20 protein-coding genes are annotated in these 22674 nt (G+C 68.6%); 18 read left to right on the top strand and 2 right to left on the bottom strand.

The genetic code is table 11. The features are described 5' to 3' along the window. Window positions 1-77 precede the first annotated feature (77 nt). Genes JKL49_RS14235 through JKL49_RS14175 form a run of 13 tightly spaced genes read left to right on the top strand, consistent with a single transcriptional unit; the run spans window position 78 to window position 14050 of the window. The gene (locus JKL49_RS14235; protein WP_215341282.1) at window positions 78-545 is read left to right on the top strand and encodes a division/cell wall cluster transcriptional repressor MraZ; all 468 of its coding nucleotides are present in this window, start codon (window positions 78-80) and stop codon (window positions 543-545) included. After that, the gene (rsmH, locus tag JKL49_RS14230; RefSeq protein WP_215341281.1) at window positions 542-1471 is read left to right on the top strand and encodes a 16S rRNA (cytosine(1402)-N(4))-methyltransferase RsmH; all 930 of its coding nucleotides are present in this window, start codon (window positions 542-544) and stop codon (window positions 1469-1471) included. The genes JKL49_RS14235 and rsmH overlap by 4 nt, the downstream gene beginning before the upstream one ends. Further along, window positions 1468-1791, top strand: coding sequence for a cell division protein FtsL (gene ftsL, locus JKL49_RS14225; protein ID WP_215341280.1), 324 nt, complete (start codon window positions 1468-1470; stop codon window positions 1789-1791). The genes rsmH and ftsL overlap by 4 nt, the downstream gene beginning before the upstream one ends. Beyond that, complete coding sequence (locus tag JKL49_RS14220) at window positions 1788-3530, top strand: peptidoglycan D,D-transpeptidase FtsI family protein (RefSeq protein ID WP_215341279.1); 1743 nt, start codon at window positions 1788-1790, stop codon at window positions 3528-3530. Before ftsL ends, JKL49_RS14220 begins: the two co-directional genes overlap by 4 nt. Then, complete coding sequence (locus JKL49_RS14215; protein ID WP_215341278.1) at window positions 3530-4984, top strand: UDP-N-acetylmuramoyl-L-alanyl-D-glutamate--2,6-diaminopimelate ligase; 1455 nt, start codon at window positions 3530-3532, stop codon at window positions 4982-4984. Before JKL49_RS14220 ends, JKL49_RS14215 begins: the two co-directional genes overlap by 1 nt. After that, complete coding sequence (locus tag JKL49_RS14210; RefSeq protein ID WP_215341277.1) at window positions 4981-6369, top strand: UDP-N-acetylmuramoyl-tripeptide--D-alanyl-D-alanine ligase; 1389 nt, start codon at window positions 4981-4983, stop codon at window positions 6367-6369. The genes JKL49_RS14215 and JKL49_RS14210 overlap by 4 nt, the downstream gene beginning before the upstream one ends. After that, window positions 6369-7478 (top strand): phospho-N-acetylmuramoyl-pentapeptide-transferase, encoded by a 1110-nt coding sequence (gene mraY, locus JKL49_RS14205; protein WP_215341276.1) that lies wholly within the window; start codon window positions 6369-6371, stop codon window positions 7476-7478. The genes JKL49_RS14210 and mraY overlap by 1 nt, the downstream gene beginning before the upstream one ends. Before the next feature lie 19 nt (window positions 7479-7497). Continuing rightward, window positions 7498-8913 (top strand): UDP-N-acetylmuramoyl-L-alanine--D-glutamate ligase, encoded by a 1416-nt coding sequence (murD, locus tag JKL49_RS14200; RefSeq protein ID WP_215341275.1) that lies wholly within the window; start codon window positions 7498-7500, stop codon window positions 8911-8913. Further along, window positions 8910-10088: a putative lipid II flippase FtsW gene (ftsW, locus tag JKL49_RS14195; protein ID WP_215341274.1), complete on the top strand. Its 1179-nt coding sequence runs from the start codon at window positions 8910-8912 to the stop codon at window positions 10086-10088. Before murD ends, ftsW begins: the two co-directional genes overlap by 4 nt. Before the next feature lie 9 nt (window positions 10089-10097). After that, window positions 10098-11195, top strand: coding sequence for an undecaprenyldiphospho-muramoylpentapeptide beta-N-acetylglucosaminyltransferase (gene murG, locus JKL49_RS14190; RefSeq protein WP_215341273.1), 1098 nt, complete (start codon window positions 10098-10100; stop codon window positions 11193-11195). Window positions 11196-11199: 4 nt separating this feature from the next. After that, a complete protein-coding gene (murC, locus tag JKL49_RS14185; protein ID WP_215341272.1) occupies window positions 11200-12615 on the top strand; it encodes a UDP-N-acetylmuramate--L-alanine ligase in 1416 nt (471 codons plus the stop codon). After that, complete coding sequence (gene murB / locus JKL49_RS14180; protein ID WP_215341271.1) at window positions 12612-13517, top strand: UDP-N-acetylmuramate dehydrogenase; 906 nt, start codon at window positions 12612-12614, stop codon at window positions 13515-13517. The genes murC and murB overlap by 4 nt, the downstream gene beginning before the upstream one ends. Beyond that, a complete protein-coding gene (locus tag JKL49_RS14175) occupies window positions 13487-14050 on the top strand; it encodes a histidine phosphatase family protein (protein WP_215341270.1) in 564 nt (187 codons plus the stop codon). Before murB ends, JKL49_RS14175 begins: the two co-directional genes overlap by 31 nt. A 64-nt stretch (window positions 14051-14114) precedes the next feature. Here the strand turns inward: JKL49_RS14175 and JKL49_RS14170 are convergent, their stop codons facing one another. Beyond that, window positions 14115-15002, bottom strand: a complete 888-nt coding sequence (locus JKL49_RS14170; RefSeq protein ID WP_215341269.1) for a LysR substrate-binding domain-containing protein — start codon at window positions 15000-15002, stop codon at window positions 14115-14117. Here JKL49_RS14170 and JKL49_RS14165 point away from each other — a divergent pair. After that, complete coding sequence (locus JKL49_RS14165) at window positions 14987-15532, top strand: energy transducer TonB (RefSeq protein WP_215341268.1); 546 nt, start codon at window positions 14987-14989, stop codon at window positions 15530-15532. The two genes, JKL49_RS14170 and JKL49_RS14165, sit on opposite strands and share 16 nt — an antisense overlap. Window positions 15533-15541: 9 nt before the next feature. Here the strand turns inward: JKL49_RS14165 and JKL49_RS14160 are convergent, their stop codons facing one another. Beyond that, window positions 15542-16426 (bottom strand): LysR substrate-binding domain-containing protein, encoded by an 885-nt coding sequence (locus tag JKL49_RS14160; RefSeq protein ID WP_215341267.1) that lies wholly within the window; start codon window positions 16424-16426, stop codon window positions 15542-15544. 313 nt (window positions 16427-16739) lie between these two features. Here JKL49_RS14160 and JKL49_RS14155 point away from each other — a divergent pair, with 313 nt between their 5' ends. The 4 genes from JKL49_RS14155 to JKL49_RS14140 all read left to right on the top strand — a co-directional run bounded on the left by JKL49_RS14155 (window position 16740) and on the right by JKL49_RS14140 (window position 22639). Then, window positions 16740-19682 carry a TonB-dependent receptor domain-containing protein gene (locus JKL49_RS14155; protein ID WP_215341266.1) on the top strand — a complete coding sequence of 981 codons (2943 nt, stop codon included), beginning with the start codon at window positions 16740-16742 and terminating at the stop codon, window positions 19680-19682. 283 nt (window positions 19683-19965) lie between these two features. Next, window positions 19966-20886: a phytanoyl-CoA dioxygenase family protein gene (locus tag JKL49_RS14150; RefSeq protein WP_215341265.1), complete on the top strand. Its 921-nt coding sequence runs from the start codon at window positions 19966-19968 to the stop codon at window positions 20884-20886. Next, window positions 20883-21848, top strand: a complete 966-nt coding sequence (locus tag JKL49_RS14145; RefSeq protein WP_215341264.1) for an aldo/keto reductase — start codon at window positions 20883-20885, stop codon at window positions 21846-21848. Before JKL49_RS14150 ends, JKL49_RS14145 begins: the two co-directional genes overlap by 4 nt. After that, window positions 21845-22639, top strand: a complete 795-nt coding sequence (locus JKL49_RS14140) for an alpha/beta fold hydrolase (RefSeq protein ID WP_215341263.1) — start codon at window positions 21845-21847, stop codon at window positions 22637-22639. The genes JKL49_RS14145 and JKL49_RS14140 overlap by 4 nt, the downstream gene beginning before the upstream one ends. Window positions 22640-22674: the final 35 nt, after the last annotated feature.

Below are 22674 nucleotides of genomic sequence, written 5' to 3'. Positions count from 1 at the left end.
CGCCCATGTGATTTGCGGCGCTGCCAGGTGGAACGAGGGCGGTCCGAGCGGGGGCCGGTTAACTGGGGCGCGGCGGGATGTTCGTCTCGACGTTCGAGAAGCAGCTGGACGCAAAGCGGCGCATCGTTGTGCCGCAGGAATTCCGCGCTCTCGCCTCTGGCCCCTTCGACGGAATCATCTGCTTTCCCTCCATCGAAGCCGACTGCATCGAGGGTGGCGGAAAGACGCTGCTGGACCGTTATCTGGGCGTCATCGACGAGATGGATTTCGGCGACCCTCTGCGCTCGGCCCTGGAAACTTCGATCCTGGGCGGCATGGCCAAGATGAGCTTCGACACCGCCGGCCGCGTGACCCTTCCCGAGGGGCTCTGCGACATGTTCGGCCTGAGCGACTGGGTTGTTGTGGTCGGCCTCGGCGACCGGTTCCAGATCTGGGAGCGCGAGGCGTTCCAGGCCCACCGCGCCGCCCAACGCGAGATGGCCCGCGACGGCCTGGCCCAACTGCGCGCGGCCCAGCGCGCCGCCCGCGCCGGGCTCGGCGCGTGACCGCCCCCCACACGCCTGTCCTGATGGCCGAAGTGATCGAGGCCCTGCAGCCCGGTCCCGGCCAGACGATCGTCGACGGTACGTTTGGGGCAGGCGGCTATTCCCGCGCCCTGCTGGCCACCGGCGCCCAGGTCATCGCCTTCGATCGCGACCCCACCGCCCGACGGTTCGCCGAGGGCCTGGGTGACCGGTTCCAGCTGATCGAGGCCTGCTTCTCCGAGATGGACGAGCGGCTGGGGGAGGGCTCCGTCGACGGCGTGGCCCTGGACCTCGGGGTCTCCTCCATGCAGCTGGACGAGGCCGACCGTGGCTTCTCCTTCATGCGCGACGGTCCCCTGGACATGCGCATGGGCGCCACGGGGCAGACCGCCGCCGAACTGATCAACACCGCCGAGCCGGCCGAACTGTCGCGGATCTTCTGGGTCTACGGCGAAGAGAAGAAGGCTCGCCGCATCGCCGGCGCCATCGCGCGCCGCCGCGAGGAGCAGCCCTTCGAACGCACCCTGGAGTTCGCCGACTTCGTCGAGCGGGTGCTGGGGGGCCGCCGCGGCGCCAAGGTCCATCCCGCCACCCGCACCTTCCAGGGCCTGCGGATCGCGGTGAACGATGAGCTTTCCGAGCTGGAGGCGGGGTTGGCGTCCGCCGAGCGCGTGCTGAAGCCGGGTGGTCGCCTGGCCGTGGTGACCTTCCACTCGCTGGAGGACCGGATCGTGAAGTCGTTCTTCACGCCTCGCGCCGGCCAGACGCCTGCCGGTTCACGGCACCTGCCGCCAGCCCAGGCCGGCGCGCCGCCGAGTTTCGACCTGATCTTCAAGGGCGCCCACCCGCCCTCCGACGCCGAGACCGCCGCCAATCCGCGCGCCCGCTCGGCCAAGCTTCGCGCCGCGGTCCGCACCGAGGCTCCGGTCTGGAGGGACGCCGCATGAGCCTGCTCGATCGTCGTGTCAGGGGCTTTCGCCTCGTCGACGTGGTGGCCCTGGCGCTGCTGATCGCGCTGGTGATGTCGGTCTATCTGGCCAAGACCATCGCCGGCCGCGAGCGGACCGAGATCGCCTCGGTGGAGCGCCAGATCGCCGCCGAACATGACCGCATCCGTCTGCTGAAGGCCGAGGTCAGCCACCTCGAACAGCCCAACCGGATCGAGCAGCTTTCCACCGGCTATCTGGGCTTGGCGCCCATCTCCGCCAAGCGTGAGATCGCGCCGGACGCCCTGGCGCAGATCGCCCGCAAGGAACCGAAGTCGTGAGCCTGGCCCACCCCAACTTCCAGGCGCCCGGCTGGGGCTGGGTGAAGGCGCGGCTCTGGGGCCTGGAGCACGCCTTCGAGCGCGCCAAGGCGGCCGGCAAGGCCGAGGACGACACCCGCATCCGTATCTTCTTCGTGGCCGCCATGTTCGCCGCGGGGTTCGTCACCCTGGGCATAGGCGCCGCGCGAATGGCCCTGTTCTCCGACGCCGGTAAGACGAACGGCCTGACCGCGCCGGTGGGCGCCGCCCGCGCCGACCTGACCGACCGCAACGGCGCCATGCTGGCGGCCGACCTGCTGCATTACGGCCTCTATGTCGATCCGCGGGAGATTTGGGACACCAGCGAAACCCGCGCGGCCCTGCGCCGCGCCCTGCCGGGCCTTTCGCCCGCGCGGCTGGAGCGCGCCGTGCGCGGCGAGCGGCGCAGCTTCCTGGTGGGCGGCCTGACGCCCGAGGTGCGGGGCCAGATCCATGAACTGGGTCTGCCCGGCGTGACCTTCGAGCCGGAACAGCATCGCCTCTATCCCCTGGGCGCCACCGCCGCCCACCTGATCGGTTTCGCCGACACCGGTGGCGAAGGCCTGTCGGGCGCCGAGCTGGCCCTGAACGACCAGATCCGCGGCGGCGCGGCCGGCCATCAGGCCACCGCGCTGTCCATCGACCTGCGGGTGCAGGCGGCGCTGGAGGACGAGGTCTACAAGACCGCCATGGCCCACCAGGCCAAGGACGCCGTGGGTATCGTCACCAATGTGCATACCGGCGAGATCCTGGGCATCGCGTCCTATCCGACCTTCGACCCCAACCTGGCCGGCAAGGCGACGCCAGAGCAGTTGCTCAACCACGCCGCGGCCTCGGTCTATGAGATGGGGTCGACCTTCAAGGTGTTCACCGTCGCCATGGGGCTGGACTCCGGCACCGCGACCCTGGCCTCCACCTTCGACGCCCGCCAGCCGGTGAAGATCGGCAATCAGGTGATCCACGACTACCACGCCGAGAATAAGATCATGTCGGTATCCGACATCTTCATCCACTCGTCGAACATCGGCACCACCAAGCTGGCCTTGCAGGCGGGTTCGGCCAATGTGCAGAAGTATTTCAAGGCCTTCGGCCTGACTCATGCCGCCCCGGTCGAACTGTCCGAAAGCGCCAAGCCGATCGTGCCGCGCCACTGGACCGAGAACGATGTGGCGTCGACCTCCTTTGGCCACGCCATATCCGTCTCGCCGCTCTCGGTGGCCGCCGGCATGGGCGCGATCCTCAATGGCGGCACCTATGTGCCCCTGACCATCCGGCCGATGAAGCCGGGCGCGCGTCCGGAGGGATACCGCGCGGTGTCGGAAGAAACCTCGCGGGCCATGCTGGACCTGATGCGGGTCAATGTGGTGCGTGGCACTGGCGGCAAGGCCAATGCGTCGGGCCTCCGGGTCGGCGGGAAGACCGGCTCGGCCAACAAGATCATCGGCGGCCGCTACTCCAACAACGTTTTGGTCTCATCCTTCGCCGCTGTGTTCCCCACCGACGGCCCGCTGGAGGCCGACCGCTACTTCGTGCTGATCCTCATGGACGAGCCCAAGGGCACGCCCGAGACCTTCGGTTTCGCCACCGGCGGCTGGACCGCGGCTCCCCCGGTCGGCCGGGTGATCGACCGCATCGCCCCGTTCCTGGGTGTCGCCCGTCGTCCTGATCTCGTCGCGCCCGCCCCCGACGCCGCCGTCGTGCCCATCGAGAGCGAGCACTGATGGGCGTTCGCCTCTCCCAACTGGTGGCGCGCGACCTGGCCGTCGATCCGATGATCGAGGGCGTGACCGCCGACAGCCGCAAGGTGAAGCCCGGTTTCCTGTTCGCCGCCCTGCCGGGGACCAAGGCCGACGGCCTGGCCTTCGTGCCGAGCGCGGTTTCGGCCGGCGCGGCCGCGGTGATCGCCACGGCGCAGGCGCCCGGCGTCGACGTGCCCTTCGTGGTCACCCCCGATCCGCGCCGCGCCTATGCCCTGGCCGCCGCCGCCTTCTGGAAGGACCAGCCCGCCACCGTGGTCGCGGTGACCGGCACCAACGGCAAGACCTCGGTCGCCGCCTTCTGCCGCCAAATCTTCAACGCCGGCGGCCACCGCGCCGCCAGCATGGGCACGCTGGGGGTCTACGCCACTGGCCCGGACGGCTTCGACGCGCAGCTGGAGCCGCCTGGCCTGACCACGCCCGACGCGGCCGACGTCACCGAGCTGATGAGCAAGCTGGTGGCGATGGGCGTGACCCACCTGGCCCTTGAGGCGTCCTCGCACGGCGTCGATCAGCGGCGGTTGGACGGCGCCCGTATCCAGGCGGCCGGCTTCCTGAACCTGACCCAGGACCACCTCGACTACCACCACACGATGGAGGCCTATCGCGACGCCAAGCTGCGGCTGTTCACCACCCTGCTGCCGCGCGGCGGGACCGCCGTGCTGAACGCCGATTCCGACGCCTATGACGCCTTCGCCGCCGCCGCCGTGACTCACGGCCAGACGATCGTGTCGGTGGGCGAAGCGGGGCAGGGGCTCAAGCTCGTGGCCCGCACGCCGACCCCGGAAGGCCAGCGCCTGACCATCCTGGCCGAGGGCCAGAGCTATCAGGTGAACCTGCCCCTGGTGGGGGGCTACCAGGCCTCCAACGCCCTGGTGGCGGCGGGTCTGTGCATCGCGGCGGGTGAGCCCGTGGCCGGTGTCATGAAGGCCCTGGAAACGCTGGAGGGCGCGCCGGGCCGGCTGCAGCTGATCGGGACCGGTCAGAAGGGCGGCGTCGCCTATGTGGACTACGCCCATACGCCCGATGGCCTGGAGACGGTGCTGAAGGCCCTGCGGCCGCACGTCGAGGGCAAGCTGATCGTGGTGTTCGGGGCCGGCGGCGACCGTGACCGCACCAAGCGTCCGCTGATGGGCGGCATCGCGGCCCAATATGCCGACATCGCCATCGTCACCGATGACAATCCCCGGAGCGAAGATCCGGCCGCCATCCGCGCCGAGGTCTCGGCCGGGACAACGGGCATGCAGAACATCGGTGACCGTCGCACGGCGATCCGCGCAGGTGTGGATCAGCTGGAGGCCGGCGACATCCTGGTGGTGGCCGGCAAGGGCCACGAGCAGACCCAAACCATCGCCGGGGTTGCGCATCACTTTGACGATGTGGTCGAGACCGGGCAGGCCCTGCGAGGCCAGCCATGAGCCTCTGGACCGCAGGCGAGATCGCCCAGGCGACCGGCGGCCAGGTGGTCGGCGACTTCGCCGTGGACGGCGTCTCCATCGACACGCGCTCCATCGAGCAGGGCGACCTCTTCGTGGCCCTGGCCGGCGTGCGGGATGGTCATGAGTTCGTGGCGCCCGCGCTGGCCAAGGGCGCGACGGGTTCGCTGGCCAGCCAGGCGGTGGAGGGTCCCCACGTCCTGGTGGAAGACACCTTTAAAGCTTTGGAAAAGCTGGGAGAAGCCGCCCGGGTTCGCGCGCCTCAGGTGCGCCGTGGGGCGGTGACCGGCTCGGTCGGCAAGACCAGCGTCACCCAGGCCGTGCGCGCCGGCCTGATGCTGGCGGGCAAGGCTCACTCCTCGGTGAAGAGCTACAACAACCACATCGGCGTGCCGCTCACCCTGGCCCGCATGCCCCGCGACACCGAGCGCGCGATCTTCGAGATCGGCATGAACCACGCCGACGAGATCACGCCGCTCTCGCGCTTCGTTCGACCCCATGCGGTGGCGATCACCACGGTGGGCGCGGTTCATGTGGAGAACTTCCCCGATGGCGAGATCGGGGTGGCTCGCGCCAAGGCTGAGATCTTCGACGGCATCGAGCCCGGCGGCGTCGCCATCCTCAACGCCGACAATGCCTGGTTCGACCTGCTGAGCGACGCGGCCCGCAAGGCCGGCGCCAAGGTGCTGAGCTTCGGGGCCGGTGAGACCTGCGACGCTCGCCTGATCGACTTCCAGCCCCAGGCTGACCACGCGGTGGTCCAGGCTCGCCTGCACGGCAAGGCGCTGGACTTCCCGATCCTGCAGAAGGGCTTCCACTGGGGCCCCAACAGCATGGCGGTCCTGCTGATGCTGGAGGCGCTCGACGTGTCGTTGGGCGACAGCCTGGCCGCCCTGGGCGCCTTCGAGCCTCTGGAGGGCCGCGGCGCCGAGAAGGCCATCTCTCTGCCGGACGGGGCCTTCACCCTGATCGACGAGAGCTACAACGCCAATCCGATCTCCATGACCGCGGCCTTCAAGAGCCTGGGCGCCCGCAAGACCTCGGGGCGGCGGATCGTCGCGCTGACCGACATGCTGGAACTGGGCGAGGGCGGGCCTGGATACCATGCCGGGCTTGCCCAACCGCTGGATGCAGCCGGCATCGACCTGGTGTTCTGCGCCGGACCTTTGATGAAATCCCTCTGGGACGCCCTTCCGTCGACTCGGCGGGGCGGGTACGCCGAGTCTGCGGCCGAGCTAGCGCCGCAGGTCACCCAGGCCGTAGAGCCTGGGGATCTGGTGATGGTCAAGGGTTCCAACGGCTCGAAGGCGGGCGCGGTCACAGCCGCGCTGCTCGCTCTCGACGGTCGTTCAGGGAAGGCGGGCTGATGCTCTATTGGCTGTATGAGCAGATGTCGGCGGGCGGCCACGTCCCGATCCTCAACCTGCTGAAATACCTGACCTTCCGAACCGGCATGGCGCTGTTCACGGCGCAGCTGGTGGTGGCCCTGATGGGCTCTCGTTTCATCCGCTGGATGCAGGCCAAGCAGGGCAAGGGCCAGCCGATCCGCGCCGACGGCATCGCCCGTCACGTGGTGGAGAAGGCCGGCACGCCGACCATGGGCGGGGTCATGATCCTGGCCGGCCTGCTGGTGGGCACCCTGCTGTGGTCGGACCTCTCCAACGTCTATGTCTGGGCCGTGATCCTGGTGACCGTCGGCTACGGAATCCTCGGCTTCACCGACGACTACGCCAAGGTGACCAAGCAGACGACGGACGGCGTTTCGGGCCGGGTCCGCCTGGTGCTGGAGACGCTTATCGCGCTCGCCGCCGTCGCGCTCATCGTCATCTATGGCGGCCGACCGCCGGAGTCGCCGGAACTGGCCACCTCCGTGGCCTTCCCGATCTTCAAGGGCCTGCTCTGGAACATGGGCTGGTTCTACCTGGCCTTCGGCGCCTTCATCATCGTGGGCGCGGCCAACGCCGTGAACTTCACCGATGGCCTGGATGGCCTGGCCACAGTGCCGGTGATGATCGCCGCCGCGGCCTTCGGCCTGATCACCTACCTCGTGGGCAACTACGTCTTCGCCAAGTACCTGCAGCTGCACTTCGTGCCCGGCGTGGGCGAGGTGGGCGTGTTCTGCGGGGCGATGATCGGCGCCGGCCTGGGTTTCCTCTGGTACAACGCGCCTCCGGCCAAGATCTTCATGGGCGACACCGGTTCGCTCGCCCTGGGCGGCGCCATCGGCACCGTGGCCGTGGCCACCAAGCACGAGATCGTGCTGGGGATCATCGGGGGGCTCTTCGTGCTGGAGACCCTGTCGGTGATGATCCAGGTCGCCTCGTTCAAGCTGACGGGCAAGCGGGTGTTCCGCATGGCCCCGATCCACCACCATTTCGAGAAGCTGGGCTGGTCGGAATCCACCGTGGTGATCCGCTTCTGGATCATCGCGGTGATGCTGGCCATCTTCGGCCTCGCCACCCTGAAGCTGCGGTAGGGGAGGGCTCGAGCAGGTCATGATCCCGGTCCGCGGATTCGAAGGCAAGACGGTCGCCGTGTTCGGCCTGGCCCGTACGGGTCTGGCCGCCGCGCGCGCGCTGCTGGCCGGCGGGGCTCAGGTGGCGCTGTGGGACGAGCGTCCCGAAGGCCGCGCCGCCGCGGAGGCGTTAGGCCTGCCCCTCGTCGACCTGACCACCGCTGACTGGACGCAGTTCGCCGCCCTGATGCTGTCGCCGGGCGTGCCGCTCACCCATCCCGAGCCGCACTGGACCGTCATCAAGGCCCACGAATTCGGCGTCGAGATCGTCGGCGACATGGAGCTGTTCGCCCGCGCCGTGAACGCCGCGCCCGAGCACAAGCGCCCGAAGATCGTCGCCATCACCGGCACCAACGGCAAGTCCACCACCACCGCCCTGATCGGCCACATCTGCGCCTCGGCCGGCCGCGACACCCGGGTCGGCGGCAATATCGGTGTGGGGGTCCTGGACCTCGACGACATGCACGGCGGGGCGGTCTACGTCCTGGAGCTGAGCTCCTACCAGCTCGACCTGACCAGCAGCCTGAAGCCCGACGTCGCCATCCTGCTGAACGTCTCGCCCGACCATCTGGAGCGCCACGGCGGCATGGAGGGCTATGTCGCCGCCAAGCGCCGCATTCTGCTGAACCAGGGCAAGGGCGACACCGCGGTCATCGGGGTGGACGATCCCTGGGGCCAGCGCATCTGCACCGAGATCACCGCCGCCAACCGCCGCACTATCGTGCCGATCTCCGCGTCCAAGGCCATGGGCCGGGGCGTCTACGCCCTGCAGGGTCTGCTCTACGACGCCACCGGCGAGCGCGCCGTCGAGGTCGCCGACCTGCTGCGGGCCCGCTCCCTGCCGGGTCGCCACAACTGGCAGAACGCGGCGGCCGCCTATTCCGCCGCCCGTGGCCTGGGCATCTCCGCCGAGGACGCCGCCGAGGGGCTGATGAGCTTCCCGGGTCTGGCGCACCGCATGGAAACCGTGGGCCAGCTGGGCCGCGTGCGCTTCGTCAACGACAGCAAGGCCACCAACACCGACGCCGCCCGCCAGGCCATGTCGAGCTATCCCAAGTTCTACTGGATCGCCGGCGGCCAGCCGAAGACCGGCGGCATCGACGCCCTGGCCGACCTCTTCCCCAAGATCGAGAAAGCCTACCTGATCGGCGAGGCCTCCGAGGCCTTCGAGGAAACCCTGAAGGGCAAGGCCCAGACGCTGGCCTGCGGGACCATGGAGGTCGCCGTGGCCAAGGCCTATGCCGACGCCGCCGCCAAGGGCCAGGACGCCGTGGTGCTGCTGTCGCCAGCCTGCGCCTCCTTCGACCAGTTCGCGGACTTCGAGGCCCGAGGCGAGGCGTTCCGCGTCGCCGTCCAGGGCCTCACCGCGCCCGCGGCCAAGGGCGCCCGCGCATGACCGCCCAGCCGCAGCAGGCCCACGCCTTCGCCCGCAGCGACCGCACCCCGGTGGGCGTCTGGTGGTGGACGATCGACCGCTGGATGCTGGGCGCCGTGGGGGTGCTGATCATCCTGGGCGTGCTGATGTCCTTCGCCGCCAGCCCGTCGGCGGCGGCGCGGATGAATATCGGCGACCCCTTCCACTTCGCCGTGCGCCAGTGCCTGTTCGCGGCCGCCGGCTCGGTGATCCTGATCTCCACCTCGATGCTGGACACCAAGGGCGTGCGGCGGGCGGCCTTCTTCATCTACATCGGCGCCATCGCGATCATGATGATCCTGCCGTTCATCGGTCACAACGCCAAGGGCGCGACCCGCTGGCTGGAGTTCGCGGGCTTCACCCTGCAGCCGTCGGAATTCATGAAGCCGGCCCTGATCATCCTGGTCTCCTGGATGTTCGCCGAGGGGCAGAAGGGCCAGGGGGTGCCCGGCGTCACCATCGCCTTTGGCCTCTATCTGCTGTCGGTGGGCCTGCTGCTGATCCAGCCAGACGTCGGCCAGACGGTGCTGATCACCGTGGCCTTCGGGGCCGCCTTCTGGATGGCCGGCGTGCCGCTCTCCTGGGTGATGCTGCTGGGCGGGACGGCGCTCGCGGGCCTGTCCTCGACCTATTTCCTGTTCCCCCACGTGGCCAGCCGCGTGGACCGCTTCCTCAGCCCCGACCGGGCCGACACCCACCAGGTGGACCGGGCGGCCGAGGCCATCGCGGCGGGCAAGATGTTCGGCCGGGGCCCGGGGGAGGGCGTCATGAAGCGCCACGTGCCCGACCTGCACACCGACTTCATCTATTCGGTGGCGGCCGAGGAGTACGGCCTGATCTTCTCCCTGCTGCTGATCTCGATCTTCGCCTTCGTGGTGATCCGCGGGCTCTACAAGGCCATGAAGCTCTCCGACCCGTTCCAGCAGGTGGCCGCGGCCGGCCTCTTCGTGCTGGTGGGCGAACAGGTCTTCATCAATGTGGCGGTGAACCTCAACATGATCCCCACCAAGGGCATGACCCTGCCGTTCATCTCCTATGGCGGCTCGTCCATGCTGGCCATCTGCCTGACCCTGGGACTGGCGTTGGCGCTGACTCGCAGGCGGCCGGGGGCCTATTCCCAGGGCGAGGGCCTCGCCAAGTCCGCGGCGTTCGCCTAAAGCGCACCCATGCGCAAGATCGCCGTCGTCGCCGCCGGAGGCACCGGGGGACACCTCTTCCCCGCCCAGGCCCTTTCAGAGGCTCTGATCGCGCGCGGCTGGCGCATCGTGCTGGCCAGCGACGAGCGGGTCGCCGCCTTCGCCGAGAGTTTCCCGGCCGAGGAGCGGATCGGCCTGTCGGCCCGCACCTACAAGCCCCGCGATCCCGTCGGCATGGCCCTGGCCGGCCTGTCCATCCTGCGCGGCGTGATGCAGGCCCGCGCCGCCTTCCGGCGCATCAAGCCCGACGTGGTGATCGGCTTTGGCGGCTATCCCTCCGTGCCGGGCCTGCTGGCCGGGATCACCCTGAACCTGCCCACCGTGATGCACGAGCAGAACTCGGTCATGGGCCGCGCCAACCGCCGGCTGGTGAGCCATGTGAAGGCCGTGGCCTGCGCCTTCCCCATGCTTCAGAAGGCGCCGCCCAAGGTGGCCGCCAGCGCCGTGGTGGTGGGCAACCCGGTGCGCCCGGAGATCCGCGCTCTTTATGAGGTCGCCTATACGCCGCCCACCGACGACGGTCCGATCCACGTTCTGATCACCGGCGGCAGCCAGGGCGCGCGCCTGCTGTCGGAGCTGATGCCGGAAGCCATCCGCACCCTGCCCGAGGCCCTGCGCCTGCGCCTGAAGGTGCAGCAACAGACCCGGGCCGAGAACATGGACCAGGCGCGGAAGGTCTATGCCGACGCCCTGGTGGACGCCGAGATCGCGCCGTTCTTCCGCGACATGGCCGGCCGCCTGAAGGCCGCCCACCTGGTGATCGGCCGGGCCGGGGCGGGCACGGTCTGTGAGTTCGCCATCGCCGGCAAACCCGCGATCCTGATCCCGCTGGCCATCGCGCTGGACGACGACCAGGGCCAGAACGCCCAGGTGATGGTGGACGCCCACGGCGCCCAGATGGCCCGCGAACACCAGCTGACCGTCGACTCCATGGCCAATGCCCTGGAAAAGCTGCTGACCAATCCCGAGCGCCTGGCCCGCATGGCCGCCGGCGCCCGCTCCATCGCCAAGCCCGACGCCGCCGAGCGCCTGGCCGACCTGGTCGAGAAGACCGCAGCCGGGAAGTGAACCGATGAACCGTCGTCCCGTCCCGTTCGCCGTCGGTCCCGTCCACTTTATCGGCATCGGCGGGATCGGCATGAGCGGCATCGCCGAGATCATGCTGCGCATCGGCTACAGCGTGCAGGGCTCCGACGCCAAGGCCAGCGCCAACACCGAGCGGCTCGAGAAGCTGGGGATCAAGGTCTTCATCGGCCAGGGCGCGGCCAATATCGAGGGCGCCTCGGCCATCGTCTATTCCACCGCCATCAAGGCCGACAATCCCGAGATGCTCGCCGCCCGCGAACGGCGCCTGCCGCTGGTGCATCGCGGCGAGATGCTGGCCGAGCTGACGCGTCTTCAGTTTTCCGTGGCCGTGGGCGGCACGCACGGCAAGACCACCACCACCTCGCTGGTGGCCGCCCTGCTGGACGCCGGCGGCATGGACCCCACGGTGGTCAATGGCGGGATCATCAATGCCTATGGCACCAACGCCAAGGTGGGCGAGGGCGAGTGGATCGTGGTGGAGGCCGACGAGAGCGACGGCACCTTCCTGAAGCTGAAGTCCACCTGCGCCATCGTCACCAATATCGACCCCGAACACCTGGACTATTACGGCGACTTCGACGCGGTGAAGAAGGCCTTCCAGGACTTCGTGGAGAACGTGCCCTTCTACGGTTTCGCCGCGGTCTGCACCGACCACCCCGACGTCCAGGCCATGGCCGCCAAGGTCGTCAACCGCCGCCTGATCGCCTACGGGACCAATCCCCAGGCCGAGGTCCGCGCCGAGAAGATCAGCATGGGCCCCGACGGCTCACGCTTCGACGCCGTCATCGCGCCGCACGACGCTGAGCCCATGCGCTGGGAAGACCTGCACCTGCCTATGGCCGGCCACCACAATGTCATGAACGCGCTGGGCGCCATCTCCATCGCCCGGGAGCTGGGGGTGTCGCAGGCTGATATCCGCCAGGGCCTGACCACCTTCGGCGGGGTGGGCCGGCGCTTCACCACGGTGGGGGTGGCGAACGGCATCCGCATCATCGACGACTACGGCCACCACCCCGTCGAGATCTCCTCGGTGCTGAAGGCCGCCCGCGCGGTTACCAGCGGCCGGGTGATCGCCGTGGTGCAGCCGCACCGCTATTCGCGCCTGCACGACCTGTTTTCCGAGTTCTGCGGCTGCTTCAACGACGCCGACGTGGTGATCGTGTCGGACGTCTATACCGCCGGCGAGAGCCCCATCGAGGGCGCCAGCCGCGACGGTCTGGTGGAGGGGCTGCGCCGGTTCGGCCATCGCCGTGCGATCGCCCTGGAGAGCCCGGCCACCCTGGCCCGGGTGATCGCCGACGAGGCCAAGGCCGGCGACCTGGTGGTCTGCCTGGGGGCCGGCGACATCACCAGTTGGGCCTACGCCCTGCCGGCCCAGCTTGAAGCCCTGGCGGCCAAGTGAGCTGGCGCGACAGCCTTCCGACGGTGCGCGGCAAGCTGCTGGCCGACGAGCCTCTGGCCCCCTTCACCTGGTTCCGGGTGGGCGGTCCTGCCGATCTGCTGTTCCTGCCACAGGATGAAGACGACCTGGCCGACTTCCTGCGCGGCCTGGACACCTCGGTCCCCGTCACGGTGCTCGGCGTCGGCTCCAACACCCTGGTGCGCGACGGCGGGGTCGAGGGCGTGGTGATCCGCCTGGCCGGGCGCGCCTTCGGGACGATCGAGCCGCGCGGGAACAATCGCATCTATGCCGGGGCCGCGGCCCTGGACGCCCAGGTGGCGCGGGAAGCCGGCAAGGCCGGGATCGCCGGGCTGGAGTTCTATCGCGGCGTTCCGGGCTCCATCGGCGGGGCGGCGATGATGAACGCCGGCTGCTACGGCGCCGAGACCAAGGACGTGCTCGTCGAGGCCTATGCGGTGACGCGGGCTGGCGAGCGGGTGACGGTCTCCAACGCGCAGATGGGCTTCTCCTACCGCAGGTCGGCCAAGGCCGCGCAGGGCGGGCTGATCTTCACCGGGGCGCTGTTCGAGGGAACCGCCGACGATCCCGCCGCTGTCGAGGCCCGCATGGCCGAGATCACCGCGCGCCGCGAGACCACCCAGCCGATCCGCGAGAAGACCGGCGGCTCCACCTTCAAGAACCCGCCCGGCCAGTCCTCCTGGAAACTGGTGGACGCGGCCGGCTGGCGCGGCAAACCCTTCGGCGGGGCGATGTTCTCGCCCCTGCACGCCAACTTCCTGATCAATACCGGTGAGGCGACCGCCGCCGACCTGGAGGGACTGGGGGAGGCGGTGCGCGCCGACGTGAAGGCCAAGACCGGGATCGAGCTGGAATGGGAAATCAAGCGCATCGGCCGGCCCTGATCTTGATCCGGCACGCCGCGCCGGCCCAGGACCCCAATGTGCCGCCGCCCCAGTGGCCGCTGTCCGACGAGGGCCGCGCCGCCGCGCGGGCCCTGGCGGCCAAGCTGAAGAATCTGGCGCCGGTTGCCGTCGTCTCCAGCCCCGAGATCAAGGCGCTTGAGACCGTGCGCATTCTCACCGAGGGCCTTGGCCTGACGGTGGAGACCGACCCGGCGTTCGCCGAACTGCACCGGCCCAAATGGCCCTTCAGCGATACGGCGACCTTCGAGGCCCGCGTCGCCCACCTGCTGGAGAATCCCCATCTCAGCATCGAGGGGGCGGAACCGGCGGGGGAGGCGGCCGCCCGGTTTTCCGAGGGGCTGTTCCGGCACGCCACACGACCCCTGATGGTGGGCACGCACGGCACGATCCTGGCGGCCTATCTGGGCCTGGAGACCGGACGTTGCGACGCCGACCTCTGGAAGAGCCTGCGCCTGCCCGAGGCCCTGGTGCTGGATGCTGACAGACGGCTGATCGAGCGGATCAGCGTCTAGAGCCAGATCGGTTGCGGTGGGATCGCTTGGCGATTCCGCCGATGCGGTGAATCAGACGCCAGATCTAGCCGCGCCGCCATCCGGCCGTCTCTTCCCAGATCCAGGCTCGCAGACGGTTCACCAGCACCTTCTTGGCTGAGCCTTCACGCCAGGCGAGATAGCATCGCGGCCAGGCGGGGATGCTCACGTCGAACAGGCGTACGAGGCGGCCAGCGTCCAAATCACCCTGAACGAAGACCTCGCGGGCGAGGGCGACGCCAAGGCCAGCCGCGGCGGCCTCCAGCATGACCCCGGACTCATCGAAGCGCGGTCCCTGGGTGGTGAAAGGTCCCGCCACCCCCGCGGCCTTGAACCACGCCAGCCAGGAATCAGCTTCGTCGCGCAGCAGGGGCGCGGCCAGCAGGTCCTGGGGCCGGGCCAAGCCTCGCGCCTGGGCCAGTTGCGGACTGCACACGGGAAACATGTCGTCTTCCAGGACCTGCTCAGCCTCGATGCCAAGCCAGCCGCCACCGCCAAGGCGAATGGCCAGGTCCACGTTGTCGCTTTCGAAATTGGCCAGGTCGCGGGTGGTCTGGACCTGGACCTGGATTTCCGGAAGGGCGGCGCGCAGGGCGCTGAGCCGGGGGGCGAGCCAGAGGCGCGCCATCGCGGGCTCAACACTGAGCACAACCGTGGTCTGCGATGCGCCCTGGGCCAGCCGCATCCAGGTCCGCTCGATGGTGTCGCGTGCGGCCACGTAGGCGGCGGCCAGTTCCTGGGCCTCAGCCGTGGGCGCCATGCTCAGGCCCTGACGCTGGAAGAGCCGGCGTCCGAGATCCTCCTCCAGCCTGCGGATTTGCTGTCCGACGGCGCTGTGGGAAAGGTTCAGCTCGGTGGCTGCATGCGAATAGCTGCGCCGCCGGACAGCGGTCTCCAGAAGTCGAAGGGCGCTCGTGGATGGAATTCGCGTCAAAACAGTCCCTGTTAGTTCAGGTTACAAATCCGAACCTAAATGTCGTTCGTGTCGAGACCTCACCGGAAATATTCTCGTATTCGGGAGGTTGCGCAAATCAGATGAATATACATAAACGTTACACTCAAAATGTAACACAAGGGCTGCTTTCTGATACATACACCTGCGTAACCGAGGTCTTCGTCGTGTGCTCTGTGACGGCGAAGATCCTCTCCCAACGCGGAGGGGCTGCGGCGGTGCGCCAATGGGCCCGGGCCGTGGAGCGGCACCTGGATCGCAGTCTCGCCTATCCGCCGGAAGCCGTGCGTGGTCTGGAGGTTGGGGTTGTCGAGCTGGAATTCGACCTGTTGAGCATGCGCCATGGCGCGCCGGGACAGGTGCGGCTGATTGGCGCCAGCGGCGGGCCCAATCTCGATGCCGCGGCCCTGGCTGCTGTGCAATCCCTGACGGATCTGCCAGATCCGCCGCTCCAGGCGCTCGGCGACTGCGCGCTGGTCCGCGCGCAGTTTGGGCGACCCGCCGCGATCTAGGGAGGCGGATCACGCCATGGCTCCAAACTCCTGCGCGACCCAGTCGCCGAAGGCCTTGATTTCGGCCGCCCGCGCATTCCCGTCCCGCCAGACGAGGTAGCATCCAACGCCGGTCCGCGCGGCCACCGGGAAAGGACTCACCAGTCGCCCCGCCGCCATGTCGTGGGCCGCCCAGTCACGGCGGACAAGGGCGGCGGCGAGGCCGTCGATCGCCGCCTGCAGCGCCAGCTCCGCATCGTCCACCAAGAAGGTGTGGGCCGGATCCACCGGGGCCAGGCCTGCGGCCTCGAACCAGATCGACCAGGGCGGGGTGTCGGGAATGACCAGCGGCGCGCGGGCGAGGTCGGCGGGCGACTCCAGGCCGTACTCACGCACGAACTGCTGACTGCACACCGCGAAGAACTCTTCCTCGAACAACATGCGCGCGTTCAACCGCGGCCAGCGTCCCGACCCGAAGCGGATGGCGATGTCGGCCTCGTCCATCTCCAGGTCGGCCAGGGCGCGGGAGGTGCGGATATCCAGCACCAGGTCGGGGAGGTCGTCGCGCAGCTTCACCAGCCGTGGGGCCAGCCATAGGCGGGCCATGGACGGCATGAGCGTCACGACCAGTTGGGCGCGGGGACGGCCTGAGGAAACGATGTCGGCCAGCGCCACCTCTATGACTCGGTTGGCTTCGTTATAGGCCGCCGCCAGCTTGAGCGCCGTGGGCGTGGGCACCATGTCGGGGACGCGGCGCACGAACAGGGTGGTGTCCAGCCCCTCTTCGAGCCGGTGGATGTGCTGGCTTACAGCGCTGTGGGTGACCCCCAACTCCTTGCCGGCCAGGGTGGCGCTCCTCAGTCGGCACACCGCCTCCAAGGTCCGGAGGCCGGAGAACGACGGCGAATAGCTCATCCAGTGTAACCCCAGGCGCGCACGGGGGGTTGACGATTACATGTCGCCAACGCGCGGGCAAGTTAACGAGTTGCAATGCAACGTCGGTTCGGCGTTTCGTGTAACTAAAACTACAAGCTTAGAAACACAAATACATCGACGGTATTGCGGATTAGGCTCAAGGTTTTCCTGAAATGTAATTGAGACATCTGAAATGTGACTTCTCACATTGACCGGGACTGTAACGCTCTCTCCAAGCTGAGACATCGAGCGGGGGCGCTGCATGGCGGAGGGCTGGGCGCGCCTCCAGGCTCACAGCTTGGAGGAGTACATCGTGAAGCTTTTATCCACTCGCCGGCGCCTGCTGGCCACAACGGTGCTGTGCGCCGTGGCGGCGTTCGCTTCCGGCGCGTCCGCGGCCGACACCGACACTGTCGAGGAACTGATCGTCACCGGCTCGCGCATCGCCCGGGTCGACACCGAGAGCGCCGTGCCGGTGCAGGTGATTGGCGAGGAGCGTATCGAGCAACAGGGTTATGAGAACGTCGTCGATGTCCTGACCACCCTGCCGCAATTCGCCGCGTCGTTCGGCGCTTCGCGCACCCAGTCCACCTTCTCGGGCGCCGCCAGTTCGGGCCTGAACCTGACCAACCTGCGTAACCTCGGCTCCAACCGTTCGGTCACCCTGATCAACGGCCGCCGCGCGCCGGCCGGCAACATCGTGGGCTCGGGCGTCGACTTCAACACCATCCCTTCGGCCAACATCTCGCGGGTCGAGGTGCTGACCGGCGGCGCCGCGGCGATCTACGGCGCCGACGCCGTGGCCGGCGTGGTCAACATCATCACCGACACCAAGTTCGACGGTCTGGAGATGGGCGCCAGCTACGGCCTGGCCCTGGCCGAAAAGGACAATATCAACCCCAGCGCCTTCATCCGGTTCGGCAAGGCCTTCGACAAGGGCCACCTGGGGGCCACCCTGCAGTACGACTATCAGGGCTTCGTCTCCTGCGCGGACCGCTATCTGTGCGAGCACGACTTCGTCTGGAACCCGCCGGCGGCTGTGAAGCGTGGGGCGGGAACCTCGCCCGCCGACAGCGCGCTTTCGGGCGTGCCGCCGCAAGGCCGTTTCCTGATCGGGGCCGGCAACGGCCTGGCCGCGGGCGACTTCACTCAGCGCAACGGGAGCTTCACCGACAGCGGTGGGGCGCTGATCCCCTTCACCCTCAATCTCGACGGCTATGACCGCAACCCCAAGCGGGCCTTGGCCATCCCGACCGAGCGGGTGATGTTCGCCACCGACGCCTCCTATGAGGTGCTGCCGTGGATGACAGCCTTCCTGGAGATGAATTACGGGTCGTCCAAGACCCAGGCGCCCTTCGAAGGCCACCCATTCCAGTCCACCACCGACCTGCTTGGCTCCCTGCCGGTGGCCCAGGGCGGGCTGGAGGCTTCGATCCCCACCACCAACCCCTTCATCCCGGCCGCCCTGCGCGCCCGGGCCGTGGCGGCGGGCGACAACGAGATCAGCTGGCTGGAACGCTTCGACCAGCTGGGCCTGCGCGGCGCCAACAACCAGCGCCAGACCATGCGCATCGCGGCCGGCGTCACCGGCCAGTTCGACACCCTGGCCGGCATCGGCTCGAACTGGAACTACGAGGCCTCTTACGTCTGGGGCCGCACCACCCTTGACAGCGTGACCAATGGCCTGGTGGCGCGCGACCGCCTCTATAACGGCCTGCGGGTCGAGCAGGTCCCCGGCGCGCCGGCCGGGACCTATCGTTGTACCGACCCGGTGGCGCGCGCCTCGGGCTGCGTTCCGCTCAATCCATTCGCAGCCTTCACGCCGGCCATGGCCAACTACATCAGCGTCAATGCCGGCCAACGCGGCGAAACCGAGCTGGAGAACGGCTTGGCCTTCCTGGGCGGCAGCCTCTTTGACCTGCCGGCTGGACCGCTGCAGGTGGGCGTGGGCCTGGAATCGCGGCGCACCACGGCCTTCCTCGACTATGACGACCCGATCAACCGCGGTCTGGTGACCGGCAACCGCACCTTCGATAACCCGGAGGCGACCTTCCGGACCAACGAGGCCTACATTGAGGCCCGCGCGCCCCTGCTGAAGGATCTACCGTTCATCGAGAGCCTGAACGTCGAGGGCGCCTTCCGCTGGTCCGACAGCTCCAACTTCGGCAAGTACGAGACCTGGAAGATCGGCGGCGACTGGTCGCCGGTTCCGGGCCTGCGCCTGCGGGTGATGAAGAACAAGGCCGTCCGCGCCCCGGTGCTGTCGGAGTACAACGGCGGCTCGCAGACGGCGGGGAACATCAACGACCCCTGCGCCACCGAACGCTACAGCGCCAACGCCACGCGGGCGGCGAACTGCCTGTCGGCTGGGATTCCTTCGAGCTACAACCCCGCCACCATCACCCGCCAGGGCGTGACCGGGTTCGTGCTGGGCAACTCCAACCTGGTGCCGGAAGAGGCCGAAACCCTGACCTATGGCCTGGTGTTCAACGGCCGCGACGCCGACTACCTGCCCTCGGTCCTGCAGCCCCTGGTGGTCACGGTCGACCGCTTCCAGATCGACATCCAGAAGGTGATCACCACCACCGGCCGGCAGACCATCGCCGACCTCTGCTATGACCTCAGCGGCGCGGCCAGGGCTCAGTACTGCGCCCTGGTCACCCGTGGCTTCAGCCAGATCGAAGGCGTCGGCTACGCCCTGCAAGGCGTGAACGACACCGTCGACAACCTGGGCGGCCTGGACGTGCGCGGCGTCGACCTGCAGGTGGACTATGGCTTCCAGCTGGGCGACCTGTTCGGCGACAAGGACATCGGCCGGGTCAACTTCAACGCGGTCATGACCTTCTACGACAAGGCCGACGAACTGGTTGCGGGTTCGACCATCGACCTGCTCGGTTCGGCGGGCGGGTCGACCTCCGATGCCGGCTTCCTGAAGAAGCAGGGCAACTTCACCACCAGCTACTCCAATGGCGGTCTGAAGGTGAACTGGGTGGCCCGCTGGATTCCGAAGACCAAGATGAGCCCGTTCGCCGCGGCGGCCGTGCCTGAGGTCCCGGCCTACTGGTACCACGACGTCCAGGCCCGCTATTCGTTCAACGACGCCGTGGAGGTCTATGGCGGTGTCTCCAACCTGCTGGACAAGGATCCCCCGTTCTTCGCGTCGGGTACGGCGGGCACCCAGGCCCTGGACACCATCCCGGCCTACTACGACATCTTCGGTCGCCAAGCCTATGTCGGCTTCAAGCTGAGGTTCTAGTCTTCACCAGCGGGCGGCGGGTCTCCAGGCCTGCCGCCCGCATTTTTTTGGGCGGGCTCGGCTCGCGCGGCCTGACCTGGAGCCGGCAGAGCCTTGACTGTGGGGATCAGACGCACCGTGGCGGATTAAAACATACTATTGCCTAGTGTCGCGGCGCCCGCGATGATCGCGGCATAAGGGGAGGGTCGGCCTGTCTTCACCTCGGCGGGTCGGCGAACAAGATGGGGTGGAGGCGTTTGCTATGAATAGGCCGGTTCAACCGCAAGCCTGGACCCATCGGTCGATGGACACCCCGGAGATCCTGGCGCTGCGGGCGCATCTGGAGGCCCACAACGGCCTCAAGGGCCTGGACATCCTGGAGCCGGGGGATGTCGAGCATGCGGTCAATCTGTTCCGCCGCGACGGCTTCGTGGTGATCGCCAATGTGCTGAACGACGAGCAGACGGGGTTCCTGGCCGACGGCTGCAACGCCGTGGCCCGGGAGATCCTCAGCCTGGACGGTGACCGGGCAGGCAACCGGGGTTCGCACCGCTATTCCTTCGGCGGCAGCAGCCTGACCCGCAGCCAGCTGCACCGCCCCGAATGGCAGATGCTGCTGGATATCCCGGCGGTCACCGACATCGTCACCGCCATCTTCGAGAGCCCCGACTATGTGCTGCGGGCGGCCAGCGGCGACTTCTGCCTGCCGGGCGCGGTGGAGTACCAGCCGTTGCATTCCGACGTGAACGACTGGCGGCCGGGGGGGCGCACCCCCTTCAGCGCCTATCACGACCCGCGCGGCCAGCTCACCATCCGCGACCTGCCATGCCCCTATGTCTGCGTGAACTTCCTGCCCCAGGACGTCACCAAGCTGAACGGCCCGACCCGGCAAATTCCCGGCACCCAGCATTCCCGCGTGCGCATCCCCGGCCTGGCCGACGAGCCGGAGTGGATGCGGCTCAGCACCGTCTGCCCGGCGCCGGCCGGCGCCATCATGATCCGCGACGTGCGCGCCTGGCACGGGGGCACGCCCAACGTTTCCGACCACATGCGGGCGATCCCGAATCTGGAGTTCTACGCGCCCTGGTTCCGGGAGCCGATCGTCCCGGGCATCAGCTATCAGGACTACAAAAAGCTGTCGGAACACGCCCAGAAGCTGGTCGGGCACTGCGTGGCCGACTCCAGCGAGACCCTGGTCACCGGCCCCACCCTGCGGGCCCCATGAAGTATCGCCAGCTTGGCCGCTCGGCGCTGAAGGTCAGCCAACTCTGCCTCGGCACCATGAACTTTGGCCCCCGCACCTCGGAGGCGGAGTCCTTCGCCGTCCTGGATGGCGCCACCGAGGCCGGGATCAACTTCATCGACACCGCCAACCAGTACGGCGGCCGGCTGGGCGTGGGGACCACCGAGACGATCCTCGGCAATTGGCTGGCGCAGGAGCCGGGACGGCGCGACCGCATCGTGCTGGCCACCAAGGTCCATGAGCCGATGTCCGACGACGTCAACGACCGGGGCCTCTCGGCGCGTCACATCCAGATGGCCTGCGACGCCAGCCTGAGGCGGCTGCAGGTGGATCACATCGACCTCTACCAGATGCACCATATCGACCGGCTGGCCCCGCCGGAGGAGATCTGGCAGGCGATGGACCGGCTGATCGCCCAGGGCAAGATCACCTATGTCGGCTCCAGCAACTTCCCCGGCTGGAAGATCGCACAGGTCAACGAGAAGGCCATCGCCCGAGGACGGCTCGGCCTGGTGTCGGAGCAGGGCCTCTACAATCTGATCGAACGCCGCGCCGAGATGGAGGTCCTGCCGGCCTGCCGCGCGTACGGGGTCGGCGTAATCGCCTGGAGCCCCCTGGCGGGCGGGCTGCTGGCCGGCAAGGCCCCGGCCGATACCGGCCGCCGGCAGAGCGATGACATGAAGCGCGCCGCCGCCGCCCGGGCCGATCAACTGTCCCAATTCGCGGGTCTGTGCGGCGAGCTGGGCGAGAGCCAGAGCGCCGTCGCCCTGGCCTGGCTGCTGCATCAGCCGGGAATGACCTGCGCCATCATCGGCCCCGGAAGCGTCGAGCAACTGACCTCGGTCCTGCACACGCCCGACCTCCAACTGGACGCCGACCTGCTGGCGAAGATCGACGCCATCTTCCCGGCCATCGGTCCGGCGCCCGAGGCCTACGCCTGGTGAGCGTCTGGTCCTCCGGGCGGGTCGAGGTGTCGGGCGGACATCTCGCCTATCACCGCACCGGTGGTGAGGGCCCAGCCTTGGTTCTGTCCCACGGCCTGACCGACAACGGCCTGTGCTGGCAAAGGCTCGCCGACGCCCTGGCGCCGAACTTCGACATCATCATGCTGGACGCCCGGGGCCACGGCGACAGTTCTCGGATGCCGGCCGGCGATCACGATCCGGCCCAGGATATCGACGAGGCCATCGAGGGGCTTGGCCTGGCCCGGCCCATCGTCATGGGTCATTCGGTCGGAGCGCGGGCCACGGCGAGCTACGCCAACGCCCATCCCGACCGGGTGGCGAAGGTGATCCTGGAGGACCCGCCCTTCCTGCCGCGGATCGACGCCGCCGCCGCCGAACGGCGCGCCGGGAAGTTCCGCCAGCAGGTGGAGGGCTTTGCTGCAATGTCGGAGACCGACCTGATCGCCATGGGCAGGGCGCAGTCGCCCCTGTGGCATGAGGACGACTTTCCGGCCTGGGCGGCGGCCAAGCTTCAGGTCGATCCGAACGCCATGCCGTTCTACGCCGCGCCCTGGCAGGACTCGCTCAGCCAGATCACCGCGCCGACCCTGCTGATCCATGGCGACAGCGCCCAAGGCGGCCTGGTCACCCCGGAGATCGCCGACGAGGCCAAGGCCCTCAATCCCCACATCGTCACGGTCCTGGTCGGCGGGGCGGGTCACAACACCCGGCGCGAGAACTTCCCCGACTATCTGTCAGCGGTTCAGGCGTTTCTCGGCCTGCCGGCCTAAGGCGGCCCGATCGCCCGCTGTCCGCATCGCGCGGG

Origin of the sequence: Phenylobacterium glaciei (genome assembly GCF_016772415.1) — a bacterium.
In the GTDB taxonomy this organism is placed as follows: domain Bacteria; phylum Pseudomonadota; class Alphaproteobacteria; order Caulobacterales; family Caulobacteraceae; genus Phenylobacterium; species Phenylobacterium glaciei.
This window is presented reverse-complemented; position numbering and strand designations above follow the sequence as displayed.

Bases quoted from the DNA above. Each gene is read 5' to 3' on its own strand.
- JKL49_RS14160 (WP_215341267.1), bottom strand. From the start codon at position 16,426: ATGAGCTATTCGCCGTCGTTCTCCGGCCTCCGGACCTTGGAGGCGGTG.
- murC (WP_215341272.1), top strand. From the start codon at position 11,200: ATGAACCGTCGTCCCGTCCCGTTCGCCGTCGGTCCCGTCCACTTTATC.
- ftsL (WP_215341280.1), top strand. From the start codon at position 1,468: ATGAGCCTGCTCGATCGTCGTGTCAGGGGCTTTCGCCTCGTCGACGTG.
- JKL49_RS14175 (WP_215341270.1), top strand. From the start codon at position 13,487: ATGGGAAATCAAGCGCATCGGCCGGCCCTGATCTTGATCCGGCACGCC.
- JKL49_RS14145 (WP_215341264.1), top strand. From the start codon at position 20,883: ATGAAGTATCGCCAGCTTGGCCGCTCGGCGCTGAAGGTCAGCCAACTC.
- mraY (WP_215341276.1), top strand. From the start codon at position 6,369: ATGCTCTATTGGCTGTATGAGCAGATGTCGGCGGGCGGCCACGTCCCG.
- JKL49_RS14165 (WP_215341268.1), top strand. From the start codon at position 14,987: ATGGAATTCGCGTCAAAACAGTCCCTGTTAGTTCAGGTTACAAATCCG.
- JKL49_RS14235 (WP_215341282.1), top strand. From the start codon at position 78: ATGTTCGTCTCGACGTTCGAGAAGCAGCTGGACGCAAAGCGGCGCATC.
- murG (WP_215341273.1), top strand. From the start codon at position 10,098: ATGCGCAAGATCGCCGTCGTCGCCGCCGGAGGCACCGGGGGACACCTC.
- JKL49_RS14215 (WP_215341278.1), top strand. From the start codon at position 3,530: ATGGGCGTTCGCCTCTCCCAACTGGTGGCGCGCGACCTGGCCGTCGAT.
- JKL49_RS14150 (WP_215341265.1), top strand. From the start codon at position 19,966: ATGGACACCCCGGAGATCCTGGCGCTGCGGGCGCATCTGGAGGCCCAC.
- murD (WP_215341275.1), top strand. From the start codon at position 7,498: ATGATCCCGGTCCGCGGATTCGAAGGCAAGACGGTCGCCGTGTTCGGC.
- JKL49_RS14210 (WP_215341277.1), top strand. From the start codon at position 4,981: ATGAGCCTCTGGACCGCAGGCGAGATCGCCCAGGCGACCGGCGGCCAG.
- ftsW (WP_215341274.1), top strand. From the start codon at position 8,910: ATGACCGCCCAGCCGCAGCAGGCCCACGCCTTCGCCCGCAGCGACCGC.